This window comes from Streptosporangium sp. NPDC006007, from assembly GCF_040614315.1.
GTDB lineage: Bacteria > Actinomycetota > Actinomycetes > Streptosporangiales > Streptosporangiaceae > Streptosporangium.
Window position 1 is genome coordinate 147,276 of the sequence record NZ_JBEXUG010000004.1, and the last position, 22,482, is coordinate 169,757.

Genomic DNA, 22,482 nt, shown 5'->3' on the forward strand with positions numbered 1-22,482 from the left:
CTTCGATGTGTGGAACTGCTCCCAGTCCCTGTCCTGCGCGAACCTCCGCAGTCTGTCGGTCAGCTCTTCCAACCCTGTCATGGCAGCACGTTACAAGGAGACGCTCGCCCGACTACAACCTTCCCGGCCGGCTCCGGGAGATCAGAGATGTCGCGGCCCAGGATGCCTATCTGCCCGCTTACCTGATCGAGACCGACGATCGCTCTCTGCTCGCCTTGAAACCGGCGGCCTTCGCCGGCCCCCCAAGTTGCCGCTGAGCCGCGTGGGCTCTTTCCAGCTGCGAGAGCGCCACTTCCTCCAGCTGTGGTGCGACGACGCGGAGCTACGCCGCCGCGCCGTCCAGGAAAGAGCCCTTGGTATGGCACGTCTGCGCGAGGTCCGTACCCGGGAGGACCCGGTCGCCCGGATCGACGGCCTGGCCACTCAACTTGAGGTCGCTCCCCCGACGCTCGCCCACCTGCGTGCTTACGCCAACAGCAGGTGTATGCACGACCACCTCGTCCATCTCGACGCACTCGAATAAGAAAAATTAAATCGGCGACCCTGGCGTGTATGTTTACATGTCAGTATTTGTCAAATATTGTCATTCCAGAAAATCTGGTGGCGTGATGCATGATGACGTCTCCGTGCGGTATTGGAGCATTGTTCTTCGTTATCATGACATAATCGAAAATCGAGAGCATTTCTGTTGTACCGTGACCACGGCTCTTGCTCTCGACGAAGCCGTCCGGCGCATTGGCATGGAGAGGGGAGATCTCGTTCCGGCCGATGGGGTCGACACCCTGGCCGAAGAGGGATATCTCCTTATCGGGCAGTATGGACAGGCCGTTGTCACGTTCGACGGAGCCGGGGCCGGCCGCTTCCTCCGAGACGAAGCCCTCGCGAAAGGGTGTGACCGCGGGGTCGTGCAATGGGACTTCTACAACCTGATGGTCAGCTACTCCTCCCGCGATGGCGGTGGTGGTTGGGGCGAGGAGTCACGCGATGACAAGCGGTCTTCGGAGGAGATGGTCGCGGCGTTGCGGAGGGGCCCCTCGCGGAGTACGCCGACCTGTTCCACCGCTATGTTGAAATGGAGCGGGGTGATGTCGACGAGGAAGCCGACCCGGCCTACCTGCAAGCAGGCGTGCTGACGGTCCTCGAACTGCGGACAGGTGTACGGCTCGACGACGGGCTCATCGAGAGCCTTCCCTGCCCCGTCTGTGTCCCGCAAAGTCTGTGATAGGAGGGGTCGGCTGGGCCGCAGCCCTCTCGATCTCGATCGGTGCTCCGGGATCAAGGACGAGAAGCCCTATCCCTCGGTCGCGGCCGAGGGATTTCACGTCATCCTGACCAACGACGCTCGGCGGATGCGGCGGCTTGAGCCGTACGGCGACGGCCTGATGGTCCGCGAGTTCCGCGACCCCTGAACGGCGAGCTCGCCGCCTGACGAGCGCATCGTCCTGGATGTGGCGATCGACCGACATTTTCGTTGCTGAATGTGATGATTTGTTCACTTTATGTCATCATCTTTTCCTGGCGGCGACATCTGGCGTTCAGCTGGCGAAGCTGCTCTACCTCGCCGATCTGGAGGCCGTCGAGTCGGGGCGCACGCAGTTCAGCGGGGCCACGTGGCGGTGGGACGACTACGGTCCCTACGATCACGCGCTCATGCGTGCCGAGGACTGGGTGGTGGAGAGCGAGTTGGTGGAGCGCCGCGACAACCGGAACGCGGACTACGGCTCGTGTGTGCTCACCGTGACCGTCGACATCGAAGATCCGCTGGACACAGACGACATGGAATGTGTGCGGAAGGTCGTCCGCCTGCACGGGGGCAAGAGTCCGACCGGTCTCAAGGATCTCTCCTACGAGACCGTTCCCATGGTTGAGGCGCGGACGGGTGGTGAGCGGGGAGTTCTGCTCGACCTCAACCGCGCACGGCGCCGCAGGCAGGTGGCCGCCCTTCGGGAGCGGTTCCGTTCGCGGCGTGAAGTGCTGCCTCCGCAGCAGGACGATCCGAGGGCGGGGGAAACGCTGAGAGCGGAGTTCCTGGAGGCGAGAGACAGCCTCCGGCGGGCCAACGCGAAGACACTGGGTGATCAGTGAAGGCATCCATCCGCAAGGGTGGCGGCTATCTCGTATCCGATCGGTCGCTCACGATGCCCCCCAACGACCAGCGTAACTACCGTTCGAAACGGCCAGTGATCGTTCTCAGCGGTGACGCGAAGAACGAGCAGGCCGACTGGCCCCTGGTGTATGTCGTCCCAACCTCGACGGCGACCACGCTCAAGACGGAATACTGCGTCAAGCTTGCCCAGGGAACCGGCGACCTGCCGAGTAAATGCTGGGTGCGGACGGTCCGCGCCCAGCCGTTCCTCAAAGAGGAGCTCGGTGACTACCTGGGACAGTTGCCAGCCCAGGTTCTCTGTCTGATCGAGGAGAATCTGTTCGCCTACATGGGGCTTGTCGACTGAGAGCGTAACGACTGGATCCAATCGCTTGATCCATGATCGTGATTTTCTGGAAGCGGAGGCCGAACGCCATGCGGGTGGTGTCCCTGATCGGCCGATTCGTTCCGGCTGGGCTCCCTTTCCGGGGCCCCTACCGTCTTGCCGAAGACCGTGGCGATGCCCCTATCCAGCGTTCGGCCGGACCCCGGCCCTATGGGTCAACGTCGTGCGGTGGAAGGGGGAACCTTCGGCGGGACGGAGTGGATCTCCTCTTCGAGGGTGCTGACGAGTGTCTGGGCGGCCTGGCGCAGCCGTACGCGGCGGGCGCTGAGGTCTTCGGCGAACCGCCGGGCCGTCGGCCCCACCCACGTGGGCCGGCCGGTGAACTGGGCGTGGGCGGGGTCAAGCGCGGCCTCCAGGATGGCGACCCGCGCCCTGACCTCCGCCAGCGTCTGTTCCAGCATCTGGCGCCGAGGGTTGGGCACCAGGCCCTCCGGTTGAGGATTCATACGCGCCTCTTCGGATGGGAGTACGTCGGATGGATCTATTGGACATTATTAGATCTACGGCACGTCGGCCAGTCCCGGAGTCGAGGATCCGGTCGTAATCGGCGTCGGGCAGGCCGAGAGGGGAGGAGGGGAGGCGATTGAACCGGGCGGCGAGTTTGGCGCCCTCCTTGGCGTTGGCCGCCGAGGTCTTTCCCGTCTTCTCGTCGTAGGCCAGCAGTCCCCAGCTGATCGGGTCCTGGTGCCAGGCGCCGGTCCACGCCGAGACCTGCTCCGGAGTGCCGATCGCTCCTCCGATCATGGGGAGGTCCTGGTTGATCGTCTGCAGGCGTTCGCGCAGCCCCGGGAGTTCGTCGCCGATCCAGCCCTCGATCTCCCTGATCGGCCGCAGGGCCGTCGCCGACGTCTCGGCCGTGGCGAGCAACTGGCGGATCCGCTCGGACTGCTCGCCGATCACGTCGCGACCGCGTTCCAAGGCGGTGACGAAGCCCTGCATCAGATCGGGGTCGATTCCGGCGAAGTCCGGAGAAAGAGGCCCCGTTCCCGACGGCATCGACTCCACCATTCCCCTCCCCCTATTTTTAATTGTTTCACTCTAGCTTTGCGATGGGCGTATTCAGTCGCGACTGAGAACTGAGGCGACGTGAAGTCCCGCCTCGTGGTGGACGGCGGATTTCTCGGCGCGTCCGGCGATGCCTCGCCACTGTTTGAGACAGCCGACGACAGCGGCCGACGCCGGCCGTGAGGTGGATCCCAGATGTCGGGCGGCGCCTGGGGCCGCCATACTTCGATCCGCACGGCTATGCGCACTTCGGGTCGGCGGAGCACGTCCTGGACCTGGTCCCCGACGCGGGTCGGCAGGCCGGAGCCCGCCGTGGTGCCGGGTTCGGTCCGACGATCGCGGTCTCGCGCCAGGAAGCCCCGAGGACGCCGTCCGCCTCGCGCGCTTCATCGGGGGGTCGTGCGGGGGAGGCCGCCTTCGCCTGTTATTTGATCAAATTTGCCGATTCGACGCCGGGCATCCCAAGCGCCATCCGGCCTACTACCCTGGCATCGGCCGGGTCGTCCAAGCGCACATAGAGTTTCTCGGAGACGTCGTTGATCGTCAGGTACAGCTCGGGTTGATAGTGCTTGATCAGCCGCAGCCCGAACGGCCGGTCCTGGAAGAAAACCTTCTCCACCCCGCGCTGTTCCCGTAGCCACGCCACGACCGCGTCCCGCTGTGCGTCGGTGCGAGCGCCGTTCCGGCACGTCGTGAAAGCACTGGTGGACCCGCACAAGTCCACCCGGAGATCCGCTCTGCCCTTCCAGAAATTCCCCGCGCGCCTGTACACCCCCGCCACCCCCGGTTCTCCGGTGAGCCGCCGCCTGACCGCCTCGAAATCCTCCGTACGGTGGAACTCGCCCTCGATCTGGGGAGGCCAGGCCCCCTGCCCGTTCTCCGTCGGGTCCTCCCCGGTGAGCGAGATCTCACTGATCTGGGCCATGATCTCCTCGTGGGGCACCACTCTGGACGACGTGACTTCGGGGACCCCGCGAACCACGTCGGCCGTCTGCTCGATCGTGCCTGCTCTGCAACCTATGTTCTCCCTCAGGCAGAGTTGGACGACGAAACCGACCGCGGGAGGGAACGCCACGTCCGGCGGCGGGGAGGGCAGCAGCGACTGCCGGTAGAGATGCCATCCGCCCGTGCCGAGCCCGGCGAGGACGACGGTCGTCGCCACCGTGACCACGAGTAGCCGCCGATGCGCGGCGGCCCAGGTCTGTAACCGTGGCTCTCGTTCCCCGCCGAAGGAAAGTTCGTCGGTTTTCCCGTGTGACATGAAACGACTATCGCGATCATGCTCAACATGAGTCAAGCCACTGTCATCCACACGCCGGTCCATAGGAGCACGTCCCGTTCGGGGCGCCGGGCAGGGAGCCCGGATACGCCGATCAACCGGCCCGTACTCTGGTGGCCCGCCTGTCGCGCAGGTCTGTACGGAGGGCGATCCCAGTGGTGTCCACCTCTCACTCGTCAGGTGATTTCGGAGGTTTGGGGGCGGGGGAGCAGCCGTAGGTCATGAGGTAGATCTCCATGGAGATCGACCCGCTGGGGGCGGCGAGGTCGTGGAAGTTGCGGGTCACGGCCGTTCCGAAGATGCGCGGGTACGCCTCGCGGATGGCCGTGTTGACCCGGGTGGCCAGGCGGACGCCGTCCCCGGCGGCGCCGTCGGCGCCGAAGGTCAGGACCATGCCCGCGTGCTGCCCGGCCAGGTGCCCCCGGTGTTTGAGCAACTCCTGCCGGACCTGCGAGGCCAGCGCGCCGTCCCCGACACCGGGGGCGACCTGGAACGAGATCGTGATCGGCTTCGCCTGAACGTCTCCGAGGGGGCCGGCGCAGGGGGAGGGGGTCGGCGAGGAACCCGGAGGGCTCGGCCGGATGGGTGCGGGATTCTTCTCCGCCGGAGGCGAGGTGGGTGCGGGGCTCTCCTCCGCCGAGGGCCGGGCGGGCTTGGGGCTTTTTTCCGCCGAGGGCCGGGTGGCGTCGGGGGGAGACTGCTCGGTCTCCGGCAGTGGCTGGACGATTTCCGGCAGGGGTCGGGCGGCCTCCGCCAGGGACTGGGCATGCGAGGGAGGTGGCGCCTGGGCACCCAGCATGATGATCGTGACTCCGAGCAGCAGGTCGGCGAAGAGCCAGCCGGCCAGCAGGGTTGAGGCGGGGGTCCTTCTGCGGGCGGTCATCTCCGAGTCCTCTGACGGGTGTCCGGGCCTCCGCTGTGTCCTCCGGCGTGTCCTTCGCCGTTTCCGTTGCTGCCGCCACCCTCGGGGGGCGGAGTGCCGAGGGCGGCGGTCGCGGGGTCGGCCGCGAGTTGAAGCCGGGTGACGGCGTGCTTCGGGTCGGTGAGCTCGCCGTCCGTGAGCTCCCTCACCCTCGCCGGCAGTTCGGCCAGAACCTCTCCCAGTACGCCGGGGAGCCGGTCGAGCGTGTCGGTGACCCGTTCACCGAGGAGGTTGACGGCTTTCTCCGTCGATGAGCCGACCGAGTCGATCGAGACGGCCGCGCGGCCGACCGCGTAGCCGATGCTCGCCGTCGCGTCGACCAGCTTGTCGACCCGGGTGTCCAGGCCGGAGACGGTGCCCTGGACCGACCTCATGGATCGTACGATCTCGTCGTTGAACGCGCGCCGCATGTCGAGGGTGGTCTGTGAGAGGGTCGTGGACAGCTGGTTCCCCGCGTTGGTCACCGCCTGACCGGTTCTGGACCCCGCGCTGTCGATCAGGGCTGAGGCCCGCACCACCGCCGCGGTGAGGTCGTCGCAGGTGCTGTTGATGGACGCCAGGTGCTTGCCGAGGAGTTCGACGGCGTCGCCCACGTCGATCGCACTGGTGGCCAGTGCGTCCGTGGTCTTCCGGGTGGACTCCAGGCTCAGGGTGAGAGCCTCCACCAGCTCGGTGTGTGTCTTGCGCGCCATGACGCCGACGGAGCCGATGTCGGCCGCCACCTTGCCGAGCTCGGCTCCGAACCGGACGGGGGAGGAGAGCCGGACGCCGCCGAGCACCAGGCTCGCCTGGGTCGTCGCCCGGCGGAGCCGGACCCGGAGAGCCGTCAGCTCCCGCTCGGAGGTCTCTTCTCTGCCACTGCTCGTGACGTTCTCGAAAACGGTCCAGAGGATGAGGCAGAAGATGGCCGCGAGGGTGCAGAGCGCGATGTTGTCGAACTTGAAGAACCCCGGCAGCCTGCCGTCGAAGCCCTGCTGCCACATCTCAAGGAAGGGCCGTCGAGCCGCGTCCAGCCCGTCGGTGTCGAGAACCTCGCCGTAGGCGCCCGTGGCCATCATCAGCCCGAGCCAGGTGATGAGGATCGGCACGAAGACGAGGGCGGGGCCGACGGCGGCGCCGAATCCCCGACGCCGTCCCGGTTTTCCCCGAGGGGACGCGTTCTCCGCCGTCTCGCCGTCCACCAGGATGGTGTCGTCGGGGGAGAAGGCGGCGAACAGGTCGATCTCACACCAGCGCTCGGCCTTGCCGGGGTCGGTGATCGCGTCCGCGAGGTCACGTAACTGGTCCTGGCGAGCCGTCAGACGGGGGTGGTCGGCGAGCTCGCGAAGCTCGGTGACAAGCTCCTGGTCCGTCACGGACAATCGACGTCCTCTCCTCAATGGCGCTGGGCACGGTCCCAAGGTCCGGATGGACCGATTCACGCCGCCGGGAGGCGTGATCATTTCGGCATACGGCGTATCTGTCAAAGGACGAAGGGGGCGGTAGGCGGGTTTACCGCCGCGCGGTATGAAGGTGGAATCGAGCGGTGCTCCGCCCCCGACCGTACCGGGCACAGGATGCCGGGTCCGCCGGGGCGGGTCCCGCCCAGCGTGGGTGATCGGAAGGAGAGGGAGGGCCGGGATGCCGGAGCGGCTGGACCAGGCCATGGATTACATCGGGCGCCACCTCGATCAGCGGACGGAGGTGGCCGAGCTCGCGCGGACCGCCGTCACGTCGGAGCACCACTTCCGGCGGCTGTGGATCCCCGTGGAGCGGACCACGGGCTGAGAGGGGGGCGGCCGGCCGCCGCGGACGGTTGGCCGATATCCGGTCACCGCGGCATCGGGTGGACAGCGCGTGACGCCTCACGTCACCTCTTCTTGGTACCGGCGTCTTCTCCGTGCGATGCCGCCTGCGACGGATGCGACGGCCAGGAGCCCCAGGAGCAGCAGGACCCGCCCCCTGGGGGGTGCCGGGAGGCGGCGTCTCAGCCTTGACAGGACGGAGCTCTCCGGGACGGGGTGAGGAGTGTCCCGGGGCGGGACGGGAACCGCGTGGTAGACCTCGTCGAGGATGTGGTTGAAGCGGCGTTCTCGCCGGGTTCCCGCGCTCAGCGTCCGTCTCTTCCGGGTGTCGGTCCAAAACCTCCAGCCGATGGGGCCCGACAGGACGACGGAGGAGACCGCTCGCAGGTGCGCCTCGGTGATGGCGCGGAGCTCCCACATCATCAGCCAGTGGTTGACGATCATGTTGACGTACATGTGCGCGCGCTGTCTGTCCGGGTTCTCGGAGGTGAAGAACGCGCCCCAGCAGGCTCGGTACACGGGGTCCTCCATGGCCATCCGCATGAGGTCGCCGTGTAGCGCGCGCAGTGTCTGCTCGCGGTTCGCCTTGCTCTCGCGCGCCTGGAGGATCAGCGACGCCGTCACGCCCATCAGCGCGAACACGGCGAGTACGGCGGAGGCGGCCCCGTAGGTCTGGCCGATGTCGCTCAACCTGTTCCAGTCGGTGACCTGGTCCTTCAGGAGTGAGAGGAAGAAGGGGGAGACCACCACGAAGCCGGGCACCGCCAGAACCATGAGGAGGAGCAAGACGATGGTGAGAAGGCGGCGCCCGCTGCCGGCCAGCCGGCTGAGCGGGAGCCGCCTTCTCACTACCGAGACTCTCGACCGGCGGTCTGTAGTGGGGGAGGGAGGGCGGCCCGGTCGTTCTCCAGGAAGGTCAGGAGGTCCTCGGCCCGGGAGAAGAGGTCTTCGACCTCATGCCGGCAGGACTCCATCAACCGGGGGTCCACGATCTTCCGGGCGCCGCTCAGTGTTCCGCCCGTGTCGTAGAGAACCTCGTACATGACCGATGAGCCCAGGATGACGAGCTCGGGCAGGGACCGATGGTCTCGCCCCCTCCCCAGGGCGTCGGCGTCCAGGATCCGGACCTGCTCTCCGGCCTCCGCTCTCAGCCGGATGAAGTACAGCTCCCATTGCAGGTAGGGCGTGTAGGGGCGCTCCACGACGCGGACCCGGCGCATCGGGAAACCCGGAGCCTCCAGGATCGGAGCCTGGATCTCCTGTCTGGTCTCGTCGACGATGCGCAGCGCCTCGTGCCAGTCTCCCCGGTCCAGCGCCTGCCAGCTGGGGTTGCGCGGTTCTTTGAACGACTGGCGGCATTCGAGCTTCCAGAACACCCCTTCGAGGTTCTGGAAATACGGCCAGAAATCGGAGAGATACTGCTCGGCACTGAGATTCTCCGCCCGATGTCTGCTTACATCGTCAAGCATCTGGTATATCCCGCTTCGCGGAGATGAGTTGGTTTCTGGGAATCACCACGAGACGTTCGTCGCGGCTGAGGCTCATCCCCTCGGGGAGCCGGTTCCGGTATGAATCGGTGAGGTCGCGGCCGACGACGGCGATGTCGCCATTGGAGAGTTCCCAGATGTCCGGGCAGTCCGGGCTCGCGGTCGTGTTTCCGAGTTCGAGGGGAGATTTCCCCAGGCGTCTGTGCAGTTCGGCGGCCGGATCGGCCTCCCACGGACGAGACATGGCGCTCCTCGTTTCGTAGATTTTTCCAGCGCCCACCGAGTTTCACACGACCCCTCCGGACGTGCAATGTTCCCCGCCGATCAGCCTTCCGTATCGTCATGGTCGCAATCCGTCCGGACAGGTAAGCCCTGGCCGCCGAGAAGAGAAGCCGGAAGTGATTCGGACACTCCGGTAGCCGGAGATGTATATGCCAAATATGAACAACCTCGATAATCGGCGGCAGGGTGTTCTCCGCAGGGCGGGGAGTTCAGACCGGAGCCTCGGCTCCCTTCCCCGAGTGACCGGCTCCCTTCCCCGGGTGAAAGGCCGGTCGGCCCGCTGCCGGAGCCGGCCGCCGGTGCCCACTCGCCTCGGTGCGGAGGCCCCTCTCCGGGACGTGGTCGTGATCACCGCCGGGTAGCCGGTGGGTGAGTGCCGGGACCCGACGGCCCGGACCATGCCGGTCCGGGCCGTCGGGCACTCCTCCTCAGAGAGTGAAGGCGAGCCCTCTTCTCCGAGGAGGAGCCGTCTTCTCCGAGGAGGCGGCCGGCAGGCCGGAGAGGTCCGCGAAGAGGTCAGCAGGTCAGCAGGTCGGCTCGCCGGCCCGCGCCGGGACGTTGACCGCGCTCCAGGCCGCCTTGACCGCGTTGAACTCGGTGCAGCTGCCCGGGAACAGCGCCTTGGCGCCCTTCAGGGTCGCCACTCGCGCCTTGGCGTGCGTCCACGGGATGGTCTTGCCGTTGAGCCCTGCCTGGAAGATCCGGCCGGCCTTCTGGATGCCGATGCCGGTCAGCTGGGCCGGGCCGGAGCAGACCGTGCTGGCGGGCTTGCCCGCCGGGTTGGTGCCCTCGGCCAGCAGGTAGAACCAGTGGTTCTGCGGACCGGCCGCGGAGTGCACCTCGGTTCTGGGGATGGCGGAGCTGTAGCAGTTCGGGTCGCCCACGGTGGACGGGTCGTACATGTAGCGGATCGGGCCCTGGCCGACCAGGTCGACCTCCTCGCCGACCGTGTAGTCCGGCGTGTCGGACCGGTTGGCGGCGTAGTGCTCGGTCAGCGCGCCGAAGATGTCGCCGGTCGACTCGTTCAGCCCGCCGGTCTCGTTGCCGCTGCCCGAACCGCCGGCCCCGGAGTACTGGAAGATGGCGTGGCCGTACTCGTGGCCGACCACGTCCATGGGGGTGGCCTGCTGGTTGCCGGCCTGGTTGCGGCCGAAGTTGGTGTAGGAGCCGTTCCAGTAGGCGTTGACGTCGGCCAGGCCGACGCGCACGGGGAAGCCGCCGCCGGCTCCGGTGAAGCCGTTGCGGCCGAGCCAGTCGCGCAGCATGTTCCACTCGGTCTGCGCGGCGTACAGGGCGTCGACGCAGGCGGTCTCCAGGCTGGTCCCCGACCCGTTGCCCCAGGAGTCGGTGCTCTTGGTGTAGGCGGCGCCGTTCTGGCCGCCGCAGCGCAGGCCCGGCCGGGTGGTGTCGGTCATCGAGTATGAGCCCGAGGTCTGGATGGTGACCGGGTTGCCGTTGTAGAAGCTGTTGCCGGTGCCCTCCTTGACCTCGTCCACCTTGTCGATGACGGCGCCGGTGTGGGCGTCGACGTACACGTGCAGCACGCTCTCGGCGTGTTCGGTGCGGCCGGTGAGCGCCACCTCCCACGCCAGCGTGGGCTTGTCGGTGGCCGCGTGTACCACGAGTACGGGCGGGGCGGCGGTCTCGACGGTCGCGAGCTGGCCGCGGGCGGTGACCGTGGCGGTGTCCGCGCTGACGGTGGCGTTGATGTCCAGCTTCAGCGTGGCGCGCTGGCCCGAGGCGACGTCCTCCACCCGCGCGCCCGCCCTGTCGGTGACGACGATCACGTCGCCGCCGTAGACCGGCAGGCCCTGATAGGTGCGCTTGTAGTGCAGGTACTGGATGCCCTGCGTTCCCACGACGACTCTGTCGCGGGTGAACCTGTCTCCTGAGGACTTGCGCAGGGACTGCGACTCCGCGGCCAGCGCCTTGTCGGCGGTGGCGATCGCACGCTCACGGCCCTTGGCGTCCGGTGGAGCGAAGGCGCTTTCGGAGCTCGCCGCGGGGGTCGGGTCCGTCAGAGCGTTGTTCTGCGCGTTCGCGCTGGTCGCATTCACGAGCGTGGATGTGGCGAGGGCGGCGACCGCCAGGGCGGCGATCCCTCCCAACCTCTTTGTGGACCTCACTGCGAATGGCTCCTCTCGAAGACCCGTGGGGGAAGGGGCTAAGGAGCCGTGGCCGGCCAGGGCTGAGCTAAAGGTGCCATCCGGAAGAGTTCTTACCAAAGTCCAAAACTCCATAACATTTAGATATGTAGCGTCACTTGGGCATCGTTACGGCACGTGTTCACCACGGTGCTCATCCCTCCGGCTGAGAGGCGTATCGCACAGCCGAGCGCGTGGCGGTCATGCCGCCCCCGACGCCTCCGCCTTCGAAGCGTCCGGTTCATCGCCCTCCGCCGTCCTCCGCGAGGCCCCCTTCGCCGGGAATCCGGATCGCCATCCCTGCCGTTTTCCCTGCTTTCATGTTTTAGATGGGCAAAACAGTCAACTGACTCTCATGGGGGCGATAAGGGGAGATTCTTCTGACGGTGTGAGCGACACGGAAGATCATGATATAAATATCCGTAATTTGATTTACGGTCGTACTGAAAGCCGCCTCGCGCAACTTGTGTTCTGTTCGTTGACTCGCCTTGGATCTCATGTTACCTTGCAGGAAATTTCGATAAATCTGTCACAGGGGAGCGATAGAAAAGGGGATAAGTGTGAAATTGACCATGCTTTATAAAGATTCGAACTCCGGTGGCCAGGGCTGCCCAAGCGTCTATCTGGCCGACAGTGGCGAGATGGTGGTGCAGGGCGTCCAGTTGGACGCGGACGCGATGGGGGAACTCGCAAACCTGTTACCCGGTGAGACCGCCATAAGAATAGACCCGGAAATTATCATGGGGGCGGTCCGGCGGTACCAGGCCAATCGATGACGGTGAACTTGCATTGGCCACAATATTTCTGTCGCTGAGTGACAGCGGATTCAACAGTCTTTTCAATGACTTTAAATACACGGCCTACCGCCTGGAAACGCTCCAGTCGTACGACGTCTCGTACGAACAGGGGGAGTTCGGGCGATTTCTCGCCGGTGAGGCGCGCGGCCGGTTTCCTGGCATCGCCGACTGGGCCGACACGGTACGGGCCGGGGGCCTTGAGGGAAAGCGTTTCCACCGTGTTCACGTGCTGGTAGAGCCCCTCTCGGATTATGTGCGCTTCGAGTGTGCGTGGTCGTATCGGCACACGGTCGCCGCCGGCGAGGACGTGAGAATCATTCCCGTCAGCGGTGGGAAATGGCCGGAAGGTCTGCCCGGAATCGATTACTGGCTCTTCGACTCCACCCGCCTTCTCCTGATGAACTATGCGGAGGACGGCGCCTTTTTATCCGCGGAGTTGACCGAGGAACCGGAGAGGGTCGTGGAGGCCAATCGCTGGCGTGATCAGGCCATCTGCCTTTCCATTCCGTTCTCAGAGTACGCCGCGGGTTACGATGATCTGATGCTCGGGCGGCGGGAATACGAATAATCGGGTTCCGGATGATTCTCTGGTGAACTCGCAGACCGCCCGCCCCTGACATGAGGTGTCGGCGGCCCATGGCCTTCACAGGGGGACGTGTGTTACAGAACGGCCGGCAGCCGGGCGCCACCTACAACGAGATCAGCGGTGAGTCCGGCGCGACGGTTCAGACGGGAACGGTTCACGGCGGCATCCATGTCAGCTCGCCCGCCAGGGGGTGTTCCCGGCTCCCCGCCAGCTTCCCCTGGGCGTCACTGAATTCATCAACCGGGAGGAACAGCTCGCCGAGCTGGACGCCTTCCTGCCGCTTGACACGCTCGATGGGCAGAGAGCCACCCGATTCGGAAATGTTCCGGTCGTCATTTCGGCGATCGCGGGAACTCCGGGAATCGGTAAGACCGCCTTGGCGGTTCACTGGGCCCACCGTGTACGACACCATTACGAGGACGGTGACCTCTACATTAATATGCGAGGATACGGCTCGGGTCCCGCCGTGAGTGTGGAGCACGTACTCGACTCGTTTCTCCGTGCATTGAACGTCACTCCGGACCGCATACCGTCGGACCTTGAGGAGCGGTCGGCAATATATCGCTCCATGCTGAACGGCAAGCGAGTTCTAGTGATCATCGACAACGCGTCATCCGTAAATCAGGTTCGACCTCTCCTGCCGGGCTCATCGAGTTGCATGACGATTGTGACGAGTCGCAACACCTTGCCTGGCCTTGTCGCTAGAGAAGGTGCAGTGCGTATGGTTATCGGTGTTCTCTCCATGACCGAGTCGCTCGAATTGCTTCGGCGAATCGTGGGTGCCGAGCGGGTCGATATGGAGTCGGCCGCCGCGGAACAGTTGGTGAAACAGTGCGCCTATCTCCCCCTGGCATTGCGCATCATAGCCGAGCGAATAACAAGTCATCCATACACCGATCTGGCTGATTTTGCGGAAGAGCTCGCAGACGAACGTGCCTGTCTTGACGCACTTGAGATCGAGGATGACGAACTGAGTGATGTGCGAGCGGTGTTCTCGTCGTCGTACAGGGCGCTCAACCCGAATGCGGCACGAATGTTCAGGCTGCTCGGCCTCCATCCGGGGCCGGAGTTCAGCGCACCGGCGGCGGCAGCCCTCGCCGGCCTGGACCCGAAGGCCACCAGGCGATTACTTGACATCCTTACCGGAAGCCATCTGGTACAGCTCGTGGCGCCGGAAAGGTATTTGCTGCACGACCTGCTCCGCGTCTACGCGGTTGAATGCGCGGAGGTAGGGGAGACGGCCCTCGAACGTGCCGCCTCCACGCGGAGAGTTCTCCTTTGGTACCTCGTGAGCGTTTATAACGGGCACAAGGTCATCCTGCCTCGCTTCCATAGCGTTCCGATCGATATCGACGAAATGCCGATCACCCCGCTCTCGTTCGATGATGTGGACAGGGCCATGCAATGGTTTGAGAGCGAGAAAAATAATTTGCTGGACGCGCTTAGGGTCGCTATGAAAGCCGAGCAGTTCGACATAGCCTGGAAGCTTCCCGCTGTTATGTACGGTTTTTTTGAGCTGCGATCGTACTGGTCTGATTGGCGGGAGATCCATGTCATCGGCGTACGCGCCGCCGAACTGAGTGGAGACAGGTACGGGGAGGCATGCAATTACCTTGGCCTCGGTGACGCCAACTGGTTGCTTCGCCGTCTCGACGAGGCGCTTGTGTGCTACCAGACCAGTACGGCAGCCGGACGTGAGGTAGGAGACGGGTGGATCGAGGGCTTCTCGCTGCGGCAGACGGGAGTGCTCCTCCTGGAGGCCGGGCAGTTCGAGCAGGCGATAGCGGTGATCGGGAAGTCGATCGACGTCTTTCGGGCTGTCGGGGAGAGGCGGGGCGAAGGGATGGCACTGGTCAGCCTCGGAAACTGTTACCGATCACGTGGACTGTACGGCGAGGCGATCGACCACGCCCATAAGGCGCTCCGCATATTCGCGGAGATCGAAGACGGCTGGAGCGTCGCCTGGGGCAGGTGTGCCCTCGGGGCCGTGCTCAACGCGTCAGGGGGGTATGAGGAGTCGTTGGGCAACTATCGGCTCGCCCTTGAGACATTCGTCAAGTTCGAAGACAGACTCAACGAGTCGCGGGCCCTAATCGGTGTCGCGGAGGCTCACGTCGGGATGAATAACAGGTCGGAGGCGCAGATCTACGTCCGGAGGGCGACCACGATCCTTGAGAATCTGGAGGATGCGGAGGTGGCCGACCTGTGGGAACGGATCGGCCCGCTGGACGACGCCAACTCGTAGCGTGACAGGGCGGAGGTGTGACTTCGTGGTAGCGGGGGCGGGGAAGCGGTCGGATCTGTCGGTCCGCGTGGGTGGAAGGGAACTGGCTGTCTCCCACCATCCCCGTATCCGGAGGTTGCATGACGAAATCTTTCTCCGGCCGCCCTTTGTCTTCGCGGAACGTGCTTCGGAGGAGCACGAGAACATGCTGACCTCGATCCGGGAAGATCCCACCTTCGGCATCTCCGTCGCACTGTGCGGTGCCGATCTGGTTGGATTCACCTACGGGCATCGACTGCCGGTGGATCATCAGTGGTGGGAGAGGTTCACGGTTCTCCTGCCCGCCGGAGTCGCGGAAGAGTGGGAAGGGCGTACGTTCGCCCTGATCGACATCGGTGTAAGCGAAAAATGGCGTGGGAAAGGCGTTGGCCGCTGCCTGATGGACTCTCTGCTCGGCCCGCGCGGTGAGCGGCGCGCGATACTTTCCGTACAGCCGTCGGCGGTTCGGGCGCATGCCTTCTACGAGCGGTTGGGCTGGCAGTTGATCGGCCGCAAAGGCCCGATACCAGGTGTTCTGCCGCCCTTCTGGGATATTTACTGCCACCCGCTGAGTGCTTGACGGTCTTCCGCCGTTCCGTCGCGGATGGTGCTCTCACCCGTTCGGATCGGCCCCTATGGCTGTTCGTGATCTGTGGAGGCCCGCCGTCCGGGATCTCCCTGGCCGGGGTCCGCCGAGAGGCCGAGTGTTATCGGCCCGGTGACGTCACGGCCTTGGAACACGGGGCCGTGCACGGTGCCGCTGATGGTGTTCGTCACGCCGCCGTCATCCGGGCGAGGCGTGGAGGCGGTCTTCCCGGAAGGCCCGCTGGGGGCGCGGCGGGTGAGCAGAAGGCCGTAGCCGGAGAGCCCGAGGCCGGCGATGCCGACCAGGCTGCCCACCACGCTCGCCAGTCTGTCCGCCTCATCGAGCCCTATCGCCGCGAAGTAGCCGCCCAGCCCTGCCAGGGTCACGCCGATCGCACAGGCTCCCACCCACGTCGGCAGAGGGCGCAGTCCGCTCATTTCCCCGCTCTCACCGGCCGGTGGGTTCGCTGGATCGCGTAGGTTCCGCACGCCCCAGGTTCGTCGGCCCTCGGGTGCCTGTCAACGCCGCCGGTCGCCTTCCTCCCCGGGGAGTCCCCTCCCGGATGGATGAAGTCGCCAGACCTGTTGAGACGGCGGGGACTTCTGGGGGAGGGTGTAGGAGACGGTCAGTTTGGGGATGCCGGGGCCGCCCGCCTCGGCGGAGTCGAAGATGCGGCTGTAGTCCGGCCGGGAGGCCGACTCGTCCACCCCGCTGAGCATGATGCCGTGGTTGGCCGCGCCGTCGGCCCACGCCCGCACGATGCCGGTCATGGGCCAGGTCGTCGTCTGACGTGTTCCGCAGCGGGCGGAGTCCCTCGCCACTCCTTCGCCCGCGGTCGTGGTGGCCGGCTGGGTATGCCAGGTCAGCGTCCATTCGTCCCAGGCCGCGGTGATCCGCTGGGCTTTGATACCGGAGAGACCGTCGCCGCACCCGGTGGCGAAGTTCTGTGTCAGGGCCAGGGAGGCGCTCTGCACGGCACGGCCCGAGACGGCGGAGGTGTCGAACATGAGGAACGAACGGTCGATGAGATACGGGCCCGAGAAGGGGTCGGTGTAACCTCCCGCCCACAGCTGGGTGTCGAGGTACTGGGAGTCTCGGTAGACCGCGGAGTTCTCGACCCAGGTATCGGCACGCACCCCGAGAGTGATGGTCGGGTCCACGGTCACGGGGAATCGGGTGGCCGGATCGGCCAGAAATCGCGCGTCGGGGGTGAGCACCAGCGTTTGACGTCCTTCGCCGCCGTCTACGGCCGTGTCAACCGAGGTACGCCGTGATCCCCGCTCGCCGCCGCGCGCACCGCCGTCCCACATGACCGGCGGGGAGCCCGCGGTGACCTTCTTGCCGCCGGCGTCGGTCAGGGCCAGGCCGCCGTCCGCGCCGGTGCCCAGGCTCAGGCCTTTCGCCTGAACGGGCAGCCTGAACTTCAATGGTGCCTTCGGACGCTCGCGCAGCACCACATCGAAGCGGAACCCGGAGGTAAGCGCCGTCACCACGAGATCCGCACCGGGCGTGGCCGCCGCGTCTTTATAGGTGGCGACATTGCCGCTGATTGTTGGCCTGGGCAATGATTCCGGCCATATCAGGGCCAGTTCCTGACTTTTCTCTGCGACACGCATTGAGGCGAAGGGGTGGTCCTGCCCGCCGGCGGACAACTCCACCGCCACCTTGGCCCCGGAAATCCTGGGCCTGAGCACTCCATCACGCTCGACCAGTGAATTGTCGATCCAGGACCACGACCCGCCTGACTGTTTCACCCGGGCGGGGGCCGCATACGTGTCGGTCGTGATGTGACCGTCGGGGAAAGCCCAGGATTCGCTGTTCTCCGTCGCCGAACTCAGCACCTCGACCGGTTTTTTCTGTTTCCGTGCCTCCGTGACGGCGGCGCGCAGGCCGGCGTCCGGATCCTTGGGGCGGGGAAACGTCACCGTCGTGTGCTCCGATGACGGAGTGCCTGGTGTCGGCTCTGCCCGTGCCGCGGAGGCTGTGGTGGCGACGGCCGTCATCGACGCCAGTGTGCTGCTTATCGCCACCAATCCGACCATACGGCGCAGCTTCGCACCGGCTTTCCGGCGCCGTCCTCGCGGGATGGATTCATGATTTCGAAAGGGGCTTAATGGGGATAGGCGATTCATGTCACTCCATCGGAATATGGACGCCATGGATAGCACAAGGGAACAGAAAAGATTGATATGAGTCAAGCTTGACAGCGGGTAGTCAATTCACTACGAACATAAATGTGCCCGGATCGATCTGAGCGGTATTCGCCTGCTCGGGCAGTGTGGATCACGTGCCGGTAAACGGCCGGCGGCGGGGTGGGTGTGGCCCGTGGTTCGCCTATTCGATGCCAAAACGTGATCGGGGTGAGGGGGTTCTCGGTTGTCGCCCTGCCGGGTCGACGGTTCTTTGCGAAGTGAGCCGGTGCCCACCGGGAAAGTCCGGGTGGACGGCGGTTCGAGGTTCGGGCCGGTCCCGGCGGCGGGCGCGCCCCGGTCCCGCTCGGCGTGCTCCTTCCCGGCCTGTCCTGCGGGGGCCGGTGCCCCGGGTGGAACGTTTCCGCTGGAGGGATCAGTCCGGGTGGTGCTGGTGTTGCAGGTAGGCGGCCGTCTCGGGGTTGGCCGGGAAATAGGCCTCGATGGCCAGTTCCGCGACCGTGATGTCCAGCGGGGTGCCGAAGGTGGCCATCGTGCTGAAGAAGGCGAGTTCGCGGTAGCCGCGCCGCAGGCGCAGGGGAATCACTATGTCCCCGGGGCCGGGCCGTTCTATCTCGGGCTCCGGCTGGTCGCAGGGGTAGCCGTCGAGTTCGCGCCAGAGCGCGGCCAGGTCGGGGTCGGCGGTGAGGCTGATCTGGCGGCGGAGCCGGTGCAGCAGGTGGGCCCGCCACTCGCCCAGATTGATGATCCGCTGGGCCATTCCCCTGGGGTGCAGGCTCAGCCGGAGCACGTTGACCGGCGGGGTGAGCAGTTCGGGCGCGACGCCGCGGAGCAGCAGGCCGGTGGCGGAGTTGCGGTCCATCAGGTTCCAGCGCTGGTCCACGACCACCGCGGGGTACGGCTCGTGCCCGCTCAGCACCTGGCCCAGCGCCTCCCTGACCGAGGCCATCTGCGGTGAGTTGAGGGGGGTCTCCGCGTAGACCGGGGCGAACCCCCCGGAGAGCAACAGGTGGTTGCGTTCACGCAGCGGCAGTTCCAGCTCCTCGGCGAGGTGCAGGATCATCGCCCGGCTCGGTTTGGACCGGCCGGTCTCCACGAAGCTCAGATGTCTGGCGGAGATGTTGGCCTGGATGGCGAGATCCAGCTGACTCATGCGCCGGCGCTCCCGCCATTGCCGGAGAAGTTCGCCGACTGGCCGGGAAGCGCTGGTCGTGGTCACAAAACCCAAGATAACCGGTCTAACTTTGCGAAAGCATTACCATGCGCATAATCGTGACCAGTACCTGCCCCCCCAGGGGCAGGGACCCGGGCGGGCGTACGGCCCCTCGCGAGGGGTGCGGTTCCGGCCGGGGGGATGGTTCTCGGTCCGGGTGTGTGGGCCGGGTGGCGCCCCGGAGCCGGGTATGCGATCGCAGGTGCGAGCTTTGGAGACCAATCGACATCGCACCTTCCAGTCCGACCGCCGATTGAGGCTTGAAAATTCAAGGGATATGGTGATGAGTTGTGACGACGTTCCGGATCAGCGAGGCCGCGGCACTGCTCGGGGTCAGCGCCGACACCGTGCGCCGCTGGGTCGACACCGGTCGGCTGCCCGCGCAGCGTGACGGCAACGGCCACCGCCTGATCTCCGGCGCCGAGCTGGCCGCGTTCGCGCGGTCCCAGTCGGGCCGCGACGACCAGGGCTGTGGCGCGTCCTCGGCCCGCAACCGCTTCCGGGGGATCGTGACCGAAGTGATCAAGGACACGGTGATGGCCCAGGTGGAGATCGCCGCTGGACCGTTCCGGGTGGTGTCCCTGATGAGCCGCCGGTCCGCCGACGAGCTCGGCCTGGAGCCCGGCGTGGTCGCGGTCGCGGTGGTGAAGTCCACCAACGTCGTCGTCGAGGTCCCCGAACCCCTCTGATCATTGGAGATCGCATTGAAACCGATCCGGATGGCATCGGCCGCGGTGGCCCTGCTGCTCGCGCTCACCGCCTGCGGCACCACCCGGGCCGCCGAACCGGACGCCGCCACGGGCACGGGGACGGGCACCGGGGGCGGGACGGTGACGGTGTTCGCCGCCGCCTCCCTGACCGGGGTGTTCACCCAGCTCGGCAAGGACTTCGAGGCCGCGTATCCCGGTACGCGCGTCAGGTTCAACTTCGGCTCCAGCGCCACCCTGGCCCAGCAGATCGTCCAGGGCGCACCCGCCGACGTGTTCGCCGCCGCGAGCCCCGCCACCATGAGGACCGTCACCGACGCCTCCCTGGCGGACGCCCCCGTCACGTTCGCGCGCAACCGGCTTCAGATCGCCTTTCCCAAGGGCAACCCGGCCCGGGTCGACGGGCTGAAGGACCTGACCGACCCCAAGGTCAAGGTCGCGCTCTGCGCCGTCCAGGTCCCCTGCGGCGCCGCCGCCGTCAAGGCCCTGGACGCCGCGGGCCTGAAGATCACCCCGGTCACCTTCGAGCAGGACGTGAAGGCCACCTTGACCAAGGTCGAGCTCGGAGAGGTCGACGCCGCCCTGGTCTACCGGACCGACGTCCTCGCCGCCGCGGGGAAGGTTCAGGGGCTCGACTTCCCCGAGTCCGGCAAGGCCGTCAACGACTACCCGATCGCGAAACTGTCCAAGGCCCCGTCCGGAGAGCCGGCCGGGCGGTTCGTCGAGCTGGTCCTCTCCCCGAAGGGCCGGGCACTGCTGACCGGCGCCGGCTTCGAGCTCCCCTGAGGGGTTCCGGCATGGGAGCGGCTCACCGTACAGCGGGGCGGATGCCGTGGGTGCTGACCGTCCCGGCGGTCGGCGGGCTGGTGTTCCTGATCCTGCCCCTGGCCGGCCTGCTGGTCAGGGCGCCCTGGTCCACGATGGGGGAGCGGCTGGCCGAGCCGAGGGTGCTGGAGGCGCTCCGGCTCTCGCTGGTCACCGCCACCCTCGCGACCGCGATCTGCCTGGTGCTCGGCGTTCCCCTGGCCTGGCTGCTGGCCAGGGGAAACCTCCCCGGCCGGCGACTCCTGCGGGCGCTGGTGACGGTGCCGCTGGTGCTGCCGCCGGTGGTCGGCGGGGTGGCGCTGCTGCTGGTGCTCGGCCGTAACGGGCTGGTCGGGCGCCGGCTGCACGAGGCGTTCGGGTTCTCGCTCCCGTTCACCACGGCCGGGGTCGTGGTGGCCGAGGCGTTCGTGGCCATGCCGTTCCTGGTCATCAGCGTGGAGGGCGCGCTGAAGGCCGCGGACTCGCGGTTCGAGGAGGCCGCGGCGACCCTCGGCGCGTCCCGCTGGCGGGTGTTCAGCCGGATCACCCTCCCGCTGGTCGCGCCGGGGGTGTCGGCGGGGGCCGTACTCTGCTGGGCGAGGGCCCTGGGCGAGTTCGGGGCCACCATCACCTTCGCCGGAAACTTCCCGGGCACGACCCAGACCATGCCGCTCGCGGTCTACCTGGCGCTGGAGACCGACCCGGAGGCCGCGATCGTGCTGAGCCTGGTCCTGCTCGCGGTCTCGGTGGCCGTGCTGGCCGGCCTGCGGGGGCGATGGGTCGGCGCGTCGTGATCGAGAGCAGGCTGATCGTCGAGCGGCCGAGGTTCCGCCTGGACATCGAGCTGGACGTGGCGCGGGGGGAGGTGGTCGCGCTGCTCGGCCCCAACGGCGCGGGCAAGACCACCGCGCTGCGCGCCCTCGCCGGGCTGGTGCCGCTGACCGGCGGGCACATCCGCCTCGACGGCGAGCCGATCCAGGACGCGCCCGCCGAGCGGCGCCCGATCGGCATGGTGTTCCAGGACTACCTGCTGTTCCCGCACCTGTCCGCGCTGGAGAACGTGGCCTTCGGGCCGCGCTGCCACGGCATGTCCAGGAAGGCGAGCCGGCTCCTCGCCCGGGAATGGCTGAACCGGGTGGGCCTCGGCGAACACGCGGTCACCAGGCCGGGCGAGCTCTCCGGCGGGCAGGCCCAGCGGGTCGCCCTGGCCAGGGCCCTCGCCGTACGGCCCCGCCTCCTGCTCCTCGACGAGCCGCTGGCCGCCCTCGACGCCCACACCCGTCTGGACATTCGAGCCAGGCTCCACCACCACCTCGGAGACTTCGACGGCGCCGCCGTCCTGGTCACGCACGACCCGCTGGACGCGATGGTGCTGGCCGACCGCCTGGTGGTGGTCGAGAACGGCGCCGTGGTCCAGCAGGGGCCACCCTCGGCGGTGGCCAGGCATCCCCGCACCGGGTATGTCGCCCGGCTGGTCGGGCTGAACCTCTATCGAGGGGTCGCCGACGGGCACGCCGTACGGCTGGACGGCGTCACCCCCGGCGGGGCCGGGCGGCCGGTCTCTCAGGAGGACGGGCGTCTGGGCGGTGCCTTCCCCGGTGGGGCCGGGTGGCCGGGGGGCGTCACCCTCAATGTGGCCGAGTCCCAGTCCGGCCCGGTCTTCGTCGCCTTCCCGCCCTCCGCCGTCGCGATCTACCGCAGCCGCCCTGACGGCAGCCCTCGAAACCTCTGGGAGGCGACCGTCGGAGGGGTCGAGCGTCACGGTGACAGTGTGCGCGTGCTGCTCACCGGCCCGATCGAGGCCGCGGCCGACGTCACCGCCGCCGCGGTCGCCGAGCTGGATCTCCGGCCGGGCAGGCGGGTCTGGGCGGCGTTGAAGGCCACCGAGACCCACGCCTACCCGGCCTGACGGCCCGCCTTCGTCTGACGGCCCGTCCCCGTCTGAGGGCTCGCCCTCGCCCGACGGCCTGTCTTCGCCTGA

27 protein-coding genes are annotated in these 22,482 nt (G+C 66.8%); 14 read left to right on the plus strand and 13 right to left on the minus strand.

Annotated features, from left to right (window positions below; all coding sequences use genetic code 11):
* Positions 1–262: 262 nt before the first annotated feature.
* Positions 263–523 carry a hypothetical protein gene (locus tag ABZ194_RS05025; RefSeq protein WP_355592438.1) on the plus strand — a complete coding sequence of 87 codons (261 nt, stop codon included), beginning with the start codon at positions 263–265 and terminating at the stop codon, positions 521–523.
* A 40-nt stretch (positions 524–563) separates the two neighbouring features.
* Here the strand turns inward: ABZ194_RS05025 and ABZ194_RS05030 are convergent, their stop codons facing one another.
* A complete protein-coding gene (locus tag ABZ194_RS05030) occupies positions 564–911 on the minus strand; it encodes a hypothetical protein (RefSeq protein ID WP_355592440.1) in 348 nt (115 codons plus the stop codon).
* A 161-nt stretch (positions 912–1,072) separates the two neighbouring features.
* On the opposite strand from ABZ194_RS05030, the gene ABZ194_RS05035 reads away from it, so the two are divergent.
* From ABZ194_RS05035 to ABZ194_RS05050, 4 genes are all read left to right on the plus strand, one after another.
* Positions 1,073–1,222 (plus strand): hypothetical protein, encoded by a 150-nt coding sequence (locus ABZ194_RS05035; RefSeq protein WP_355592442.1) that lies wholly within the window; start codon positions 1,073–1,075, stop codon positions 1,220–1,222.
* The gene (locus tag ABZ194_RS05040) at positions 1,203–1,409 is read left to right on the plus strand and encodes a hypothetical protein (RefSeq protein WP_355592444.1); all 207 of its coding nucleotides are present in this window, start codon (positions 1,203–1,205) and stop codon (positions 1,407–1,409) included. The genes ABZ194_RS05035 and ABZ194_RS05040 overlap by 20 nt, the downstream gene beginning before the upstream one ends.
* A 79-nt stretch (positions 1,410–1,488) precedes the next feature.
* The gene (locus ABZ194_RS05045) at positions 1,489–2,085 is read left to right on the plus strand and encodes a type II toxin-antitoxin system antitoxin SocA domain-containing protein (protein WP_355592446.1); all 597 of its coding nucleotides are present in this window, start codon (positions 1,489–1,491) and stop codon (positions 2,083–2,085) included.
* A complete protein-coding gene (locus ABZ194_RS05050) occupies positions 2,082–2,453 on the plus strand; it encodes a type II toxin-antitoxin system PemK/MazF family toxin (RefSeq protein ID WP_355592448.1) in 372 nt (123 codons plus the stop codon). The genes ABZ194_RS05045 and ABZ194_RS05050 overlap by 4 nt, the downstream gene beginning before the upstream one ends.
* A 194-nt stretch (positions 2,454–2,647) precedes the next feature.
* Here the strand turns inward: ABZ194_RS05050 and ABZ194_RS05055 are convergent, their stop codons facing one another.
* The 5 genes from ABZ194_RS05055 to ABZ194_RS05075 form a co-directional block, all read right to left on the minus strand.
* Positions 2,648–2,893 (minus strand): hypothetical protein, encoded by a 246-nt coding sequence (locus tag ABZ194_RS05055; protein WP_355592450.1) that lies wholly within the window; start codon positions 2,891–2,893, stop codon positions 2,648–2,650.
* Positions 2,832–3,500, minus strand: coding sequence for a hypothetical protein (locus tag ABZ194_RS05060; RefSeq protein ID WP_355592452.1), 669 nt, complete (start codon positions 3,498–3,500; stop codon positions 2,832–2,834). The genes ABZ194_RS05055 and ABZ194_RS05060 overlap by 62 nt, the downstream gene beginning before the upstream one ends.
* A gap of 421 nt (positions 3,501–3,921) precedes the next feature.
* Entirely contained in the window at positions 3,922–4,659 is a 738-nt protein-coding gene (locus tag ABZ194_RS05065) for a hypothetical protein (RefSeq protein WP_355592454.1), read from the minus strand.
* Positions 4,660–4,945: 286 nt separating this feature from the next.
* On the minus strand, positions 4,946–5,659 hold the full coding sequence (locus tag ABZ194_RS05070; RefSeq protein ID WP_355592456.1) for a hypothetical protein: 714 nt from the start codon (positions 5,657–5,659) through the stop codon (positions 4,946–4,948).
* Positions 5,656–7,059 carry a hypothetical protein gene (locus ABZ194_RS05075; protein ID WP_355592458.1) on the minus strand — a complete coding sequence of 468 codons (1,404 nt, stop codon included), beginning with the start codon at positions 7,057–7,059 and terminating at the stop codon, positions 5,656–5,658. The genes ABZ194_RS05070 and ABZ194_RS05075 overlap by 4 nt, the downstream gene beginning before the upstream one ends.
* A gap of 259 nt (positions 7,060–7,318) precedes the next feature.
* On the opposite strand from ABZ194_RS05075, the gene ABZ194_RS05080 reads away from it, so the two are divergent.
* Positions 7,319–7,465 (plus strand): hypothetical protein, encoded by a 147-nt coding sequence (locus tag ABZ194_RS05080; protein ID WP_355592460.1) that lies wholly within the window; start codon positions 7,319–7,321, stop codon positions 7,463–7,465.
* A 77-nt stretch (positions 7,466–7,542) separates the two neighbouring features.
* On the opposite strand, the gene ABZ194_RS05085 is transcribed toward ABZ194_RS05080, so the two are convergent.
* From ABZ194_RS05085 to ABZ194_RS05100, 4 genes are all read right to left on the minus strand, one after another.
* Positions 7,543–8,331 carry a DUF6082 family protein gene (locus tag ABZ194_RS05085; protein ID WP_355592462.1) on the minus strand — a complete coding sequence of 263 codons (789 nt, stop codon included), beginning with the start codon at positions 8,329–8,331 and terminating at the stop codon, positions 7,543–7,545.
* Positions 8,331–8,951, minus strand: coding sequence for a DUF6879 family protein (locus ABZ194_RS05090; RefSeq protein ID WP_355592464.1), 621 nt, complete (start codon positions 8,949–8,951; stop codon positions 8,331–8,333). The genes ABZ194_RS05085 and ABZ194_RS05090 overlap by 1 nt, the downstream gene beginning before the upstream one ends.
* The gene (locus ABZ194_RS05095; RefSeq protein WP_355592655.1) at positions 8,944–9,213 is read right to left on the minus strand and encodes a hypothetical protein; all 270 of its coding nucleotides are present in this window, start codon (positions 9,211–9,213) and stop codon (positions 8,944–8,946) included. The genes ABZ194_RS05090 and ABZ194_RS05095 overlap by 8 nt, the downstream gene beginning before the upstream one ends.
* Positions 9,214–9,775: 562 nt before the next feature.
* Complete coding sequence (locus ABZ194_RS05100) at positions 9,776–11,377, minus strand: M4 family metallopeptidase (RefSeq protein WP_355592466.1); 1,602 nt, start codon at positions 11,375–11,377, stop codon at positions 9,776–9,778.
* 578 nt (positions 11,378–11,955) lie between these two features.
* On the opposite strand from ABZ194_RS05100, the gene ABZ194_RS05105 reads away from it, so the two are divergent.
* From ABZ194_RS05105 to ABZ194_RS05120, 4 genes are all read left to right on the plus strand, one after another.
* The gene (locus ABZ194_RS05105; RefSeq protein WP_355592468.1) at positions 11,956–12,171 is read left to right on the plus strand and encodes a hypothetical protein; all 216 of its coding nucleotides are present in this window, start codon (positions 11,956–11,958) and stop codon (positions 12,169–12,171) included.
* A gap of 13 nt (positions 12,172–12,184) precedes the next feature.
* The gene (locus tag ABZ194_RS05110) at positions 12,185–12,760 is read left to right on the plus strand and encodes a DUF6879 family protein (protein WP_355592470.1); all 576 of its coding nucleotides are present in this window, start codon (positions 12,185–12,187) and stop codon (positions 12,758–12,760) included.
* Positions 12,761–12,968: 208 nt separating this feature from the next.
* A complete protein-coding gene (locus ABZ194_RS05115; RefSeq protein WP_355592472.1) occupies positions 12,969–15,023 on the plus strand; it encodes a tetratricopeptide repeat protein in 2,055 nt (684 codons plus the stop codon).
* Positions 14,965–15,621, plus strand: coding sequence for a GNAT family N-acetyltransferase (locus tag ABZ194_RS05120; RefSeq protein WP_355592474.1), 657 nt, complete (start codon positions 14,965–14,967; stop codon positions 15,619–15,621). The genes ABZ194_RS05115 and ABZ194_RS05120 overlap by 59 nt, the downstream gene beginning before the upstream one ends.
* A gap of 53 nt (positions 15,622–15,674) precedes the next feature.
* Here ABZ194_RS05120 and ABZ194_RS05125 read toward each other — a convergent pair whose 3' ends face one another.
* From ABZ194_RS05125 to ABZ194_RS05135, 3 genes are all read right to left on the minus strand, one after another.
* On the minus strand, positions 15,675–16,064 hold the full coding sequence (locus ABZ194_RS05125) for a hypothetical protein (RefSeq protein WP_355592476.1): 390 nt from the start codon (positions 16,062–16,064) through the stop codon (positions 15,675–15,677).
* A gap of 81 nt (positions 16,065–16,145) precedes the next feature.
* Positions 16,146–17,552: a DNRLRE domain-containing protein gene (locus tag ABZ194_RS05130; protein WP_355592478.1), complete on the minus strand. Its 1,407-nt coding sequence runs from the start codon at positions 17,550–17,552 to the stop codon at positions 16,146–16,148.
* Positions 17,553–18,192: 640 nt separating this feature from the next.
* Positions 18,193–19,008, minus strand: a complete 816-nt coding sequence (locus ABZ194_RS05135; protein ID WP_355592657.1) for a helix-turn-helix transcriptional regulator — start codon at positions 19,006–19,008, stop codon at positions 18,193–18,195.
* A 272-nt stretch (positions 19,009–19,280) separates the two neighbouring features.
* Here ABZ194_RS05135 and ABZ194_RS05140 point away from each other — a divergent pair, with 272 nt between their 5' ends.
* From ABZ194_RS05140 to ABZ194_RS05155, 4 genes are read left to right on the plus strand one after another with little or no spacing between them, the layout of a single operon-like run.
* Positions 19,281–19,679, plus strand: a complete 399-nt coding sequence (locus ABZ194_RS05140; RefSeq protein ID WP_355592480.1) for a helix-turn-helix transcriptional regulator — start codon at positions 19,281–19,283, stop codon at positions 19,677–19,679.
* A 15-nt stretch (positions 19,680–19,694) separates the two neighbouring features.
* Entirely contained in the window at positions 19,695–20,483 is a 789-nt protein-coding gene (gene modA / locus ABZ194_RS05145; RefSeq protein ID WP_355592481.1) for a molybdate ABC transporter substrate-binding protein, read from the plus strand.
* Positions 20,484–20,494: 11 nt separating this feature from the next.
* Complete coding sequence (modB, locus tag ABZ194_RS05150; protein WP_355592483.1) at positions 20,495–21,295, plus strand: molybdate ABC transporter permease subunit; 801 nt, start codon at positions 20,495–20,497, stop codon at positions 21,293–21,295.
* Positions 21,277–22,410: an ABC transporter ATP-binding protein gene (locus tag ABZ194_RS05155; protein ID WP_355592485.1), complete on the plus strand. Its 1,134-nt coding sequence runs from the start codon at positions 21,277–21,279 to the stop codon at positions 22,408–22,410. Before modB ends, ABZ194_RS05155 begins: the two co-directional genes overlap by 19 nt.
* Positions 22,411–22,482: the final 72 nt, after the last annotated feature.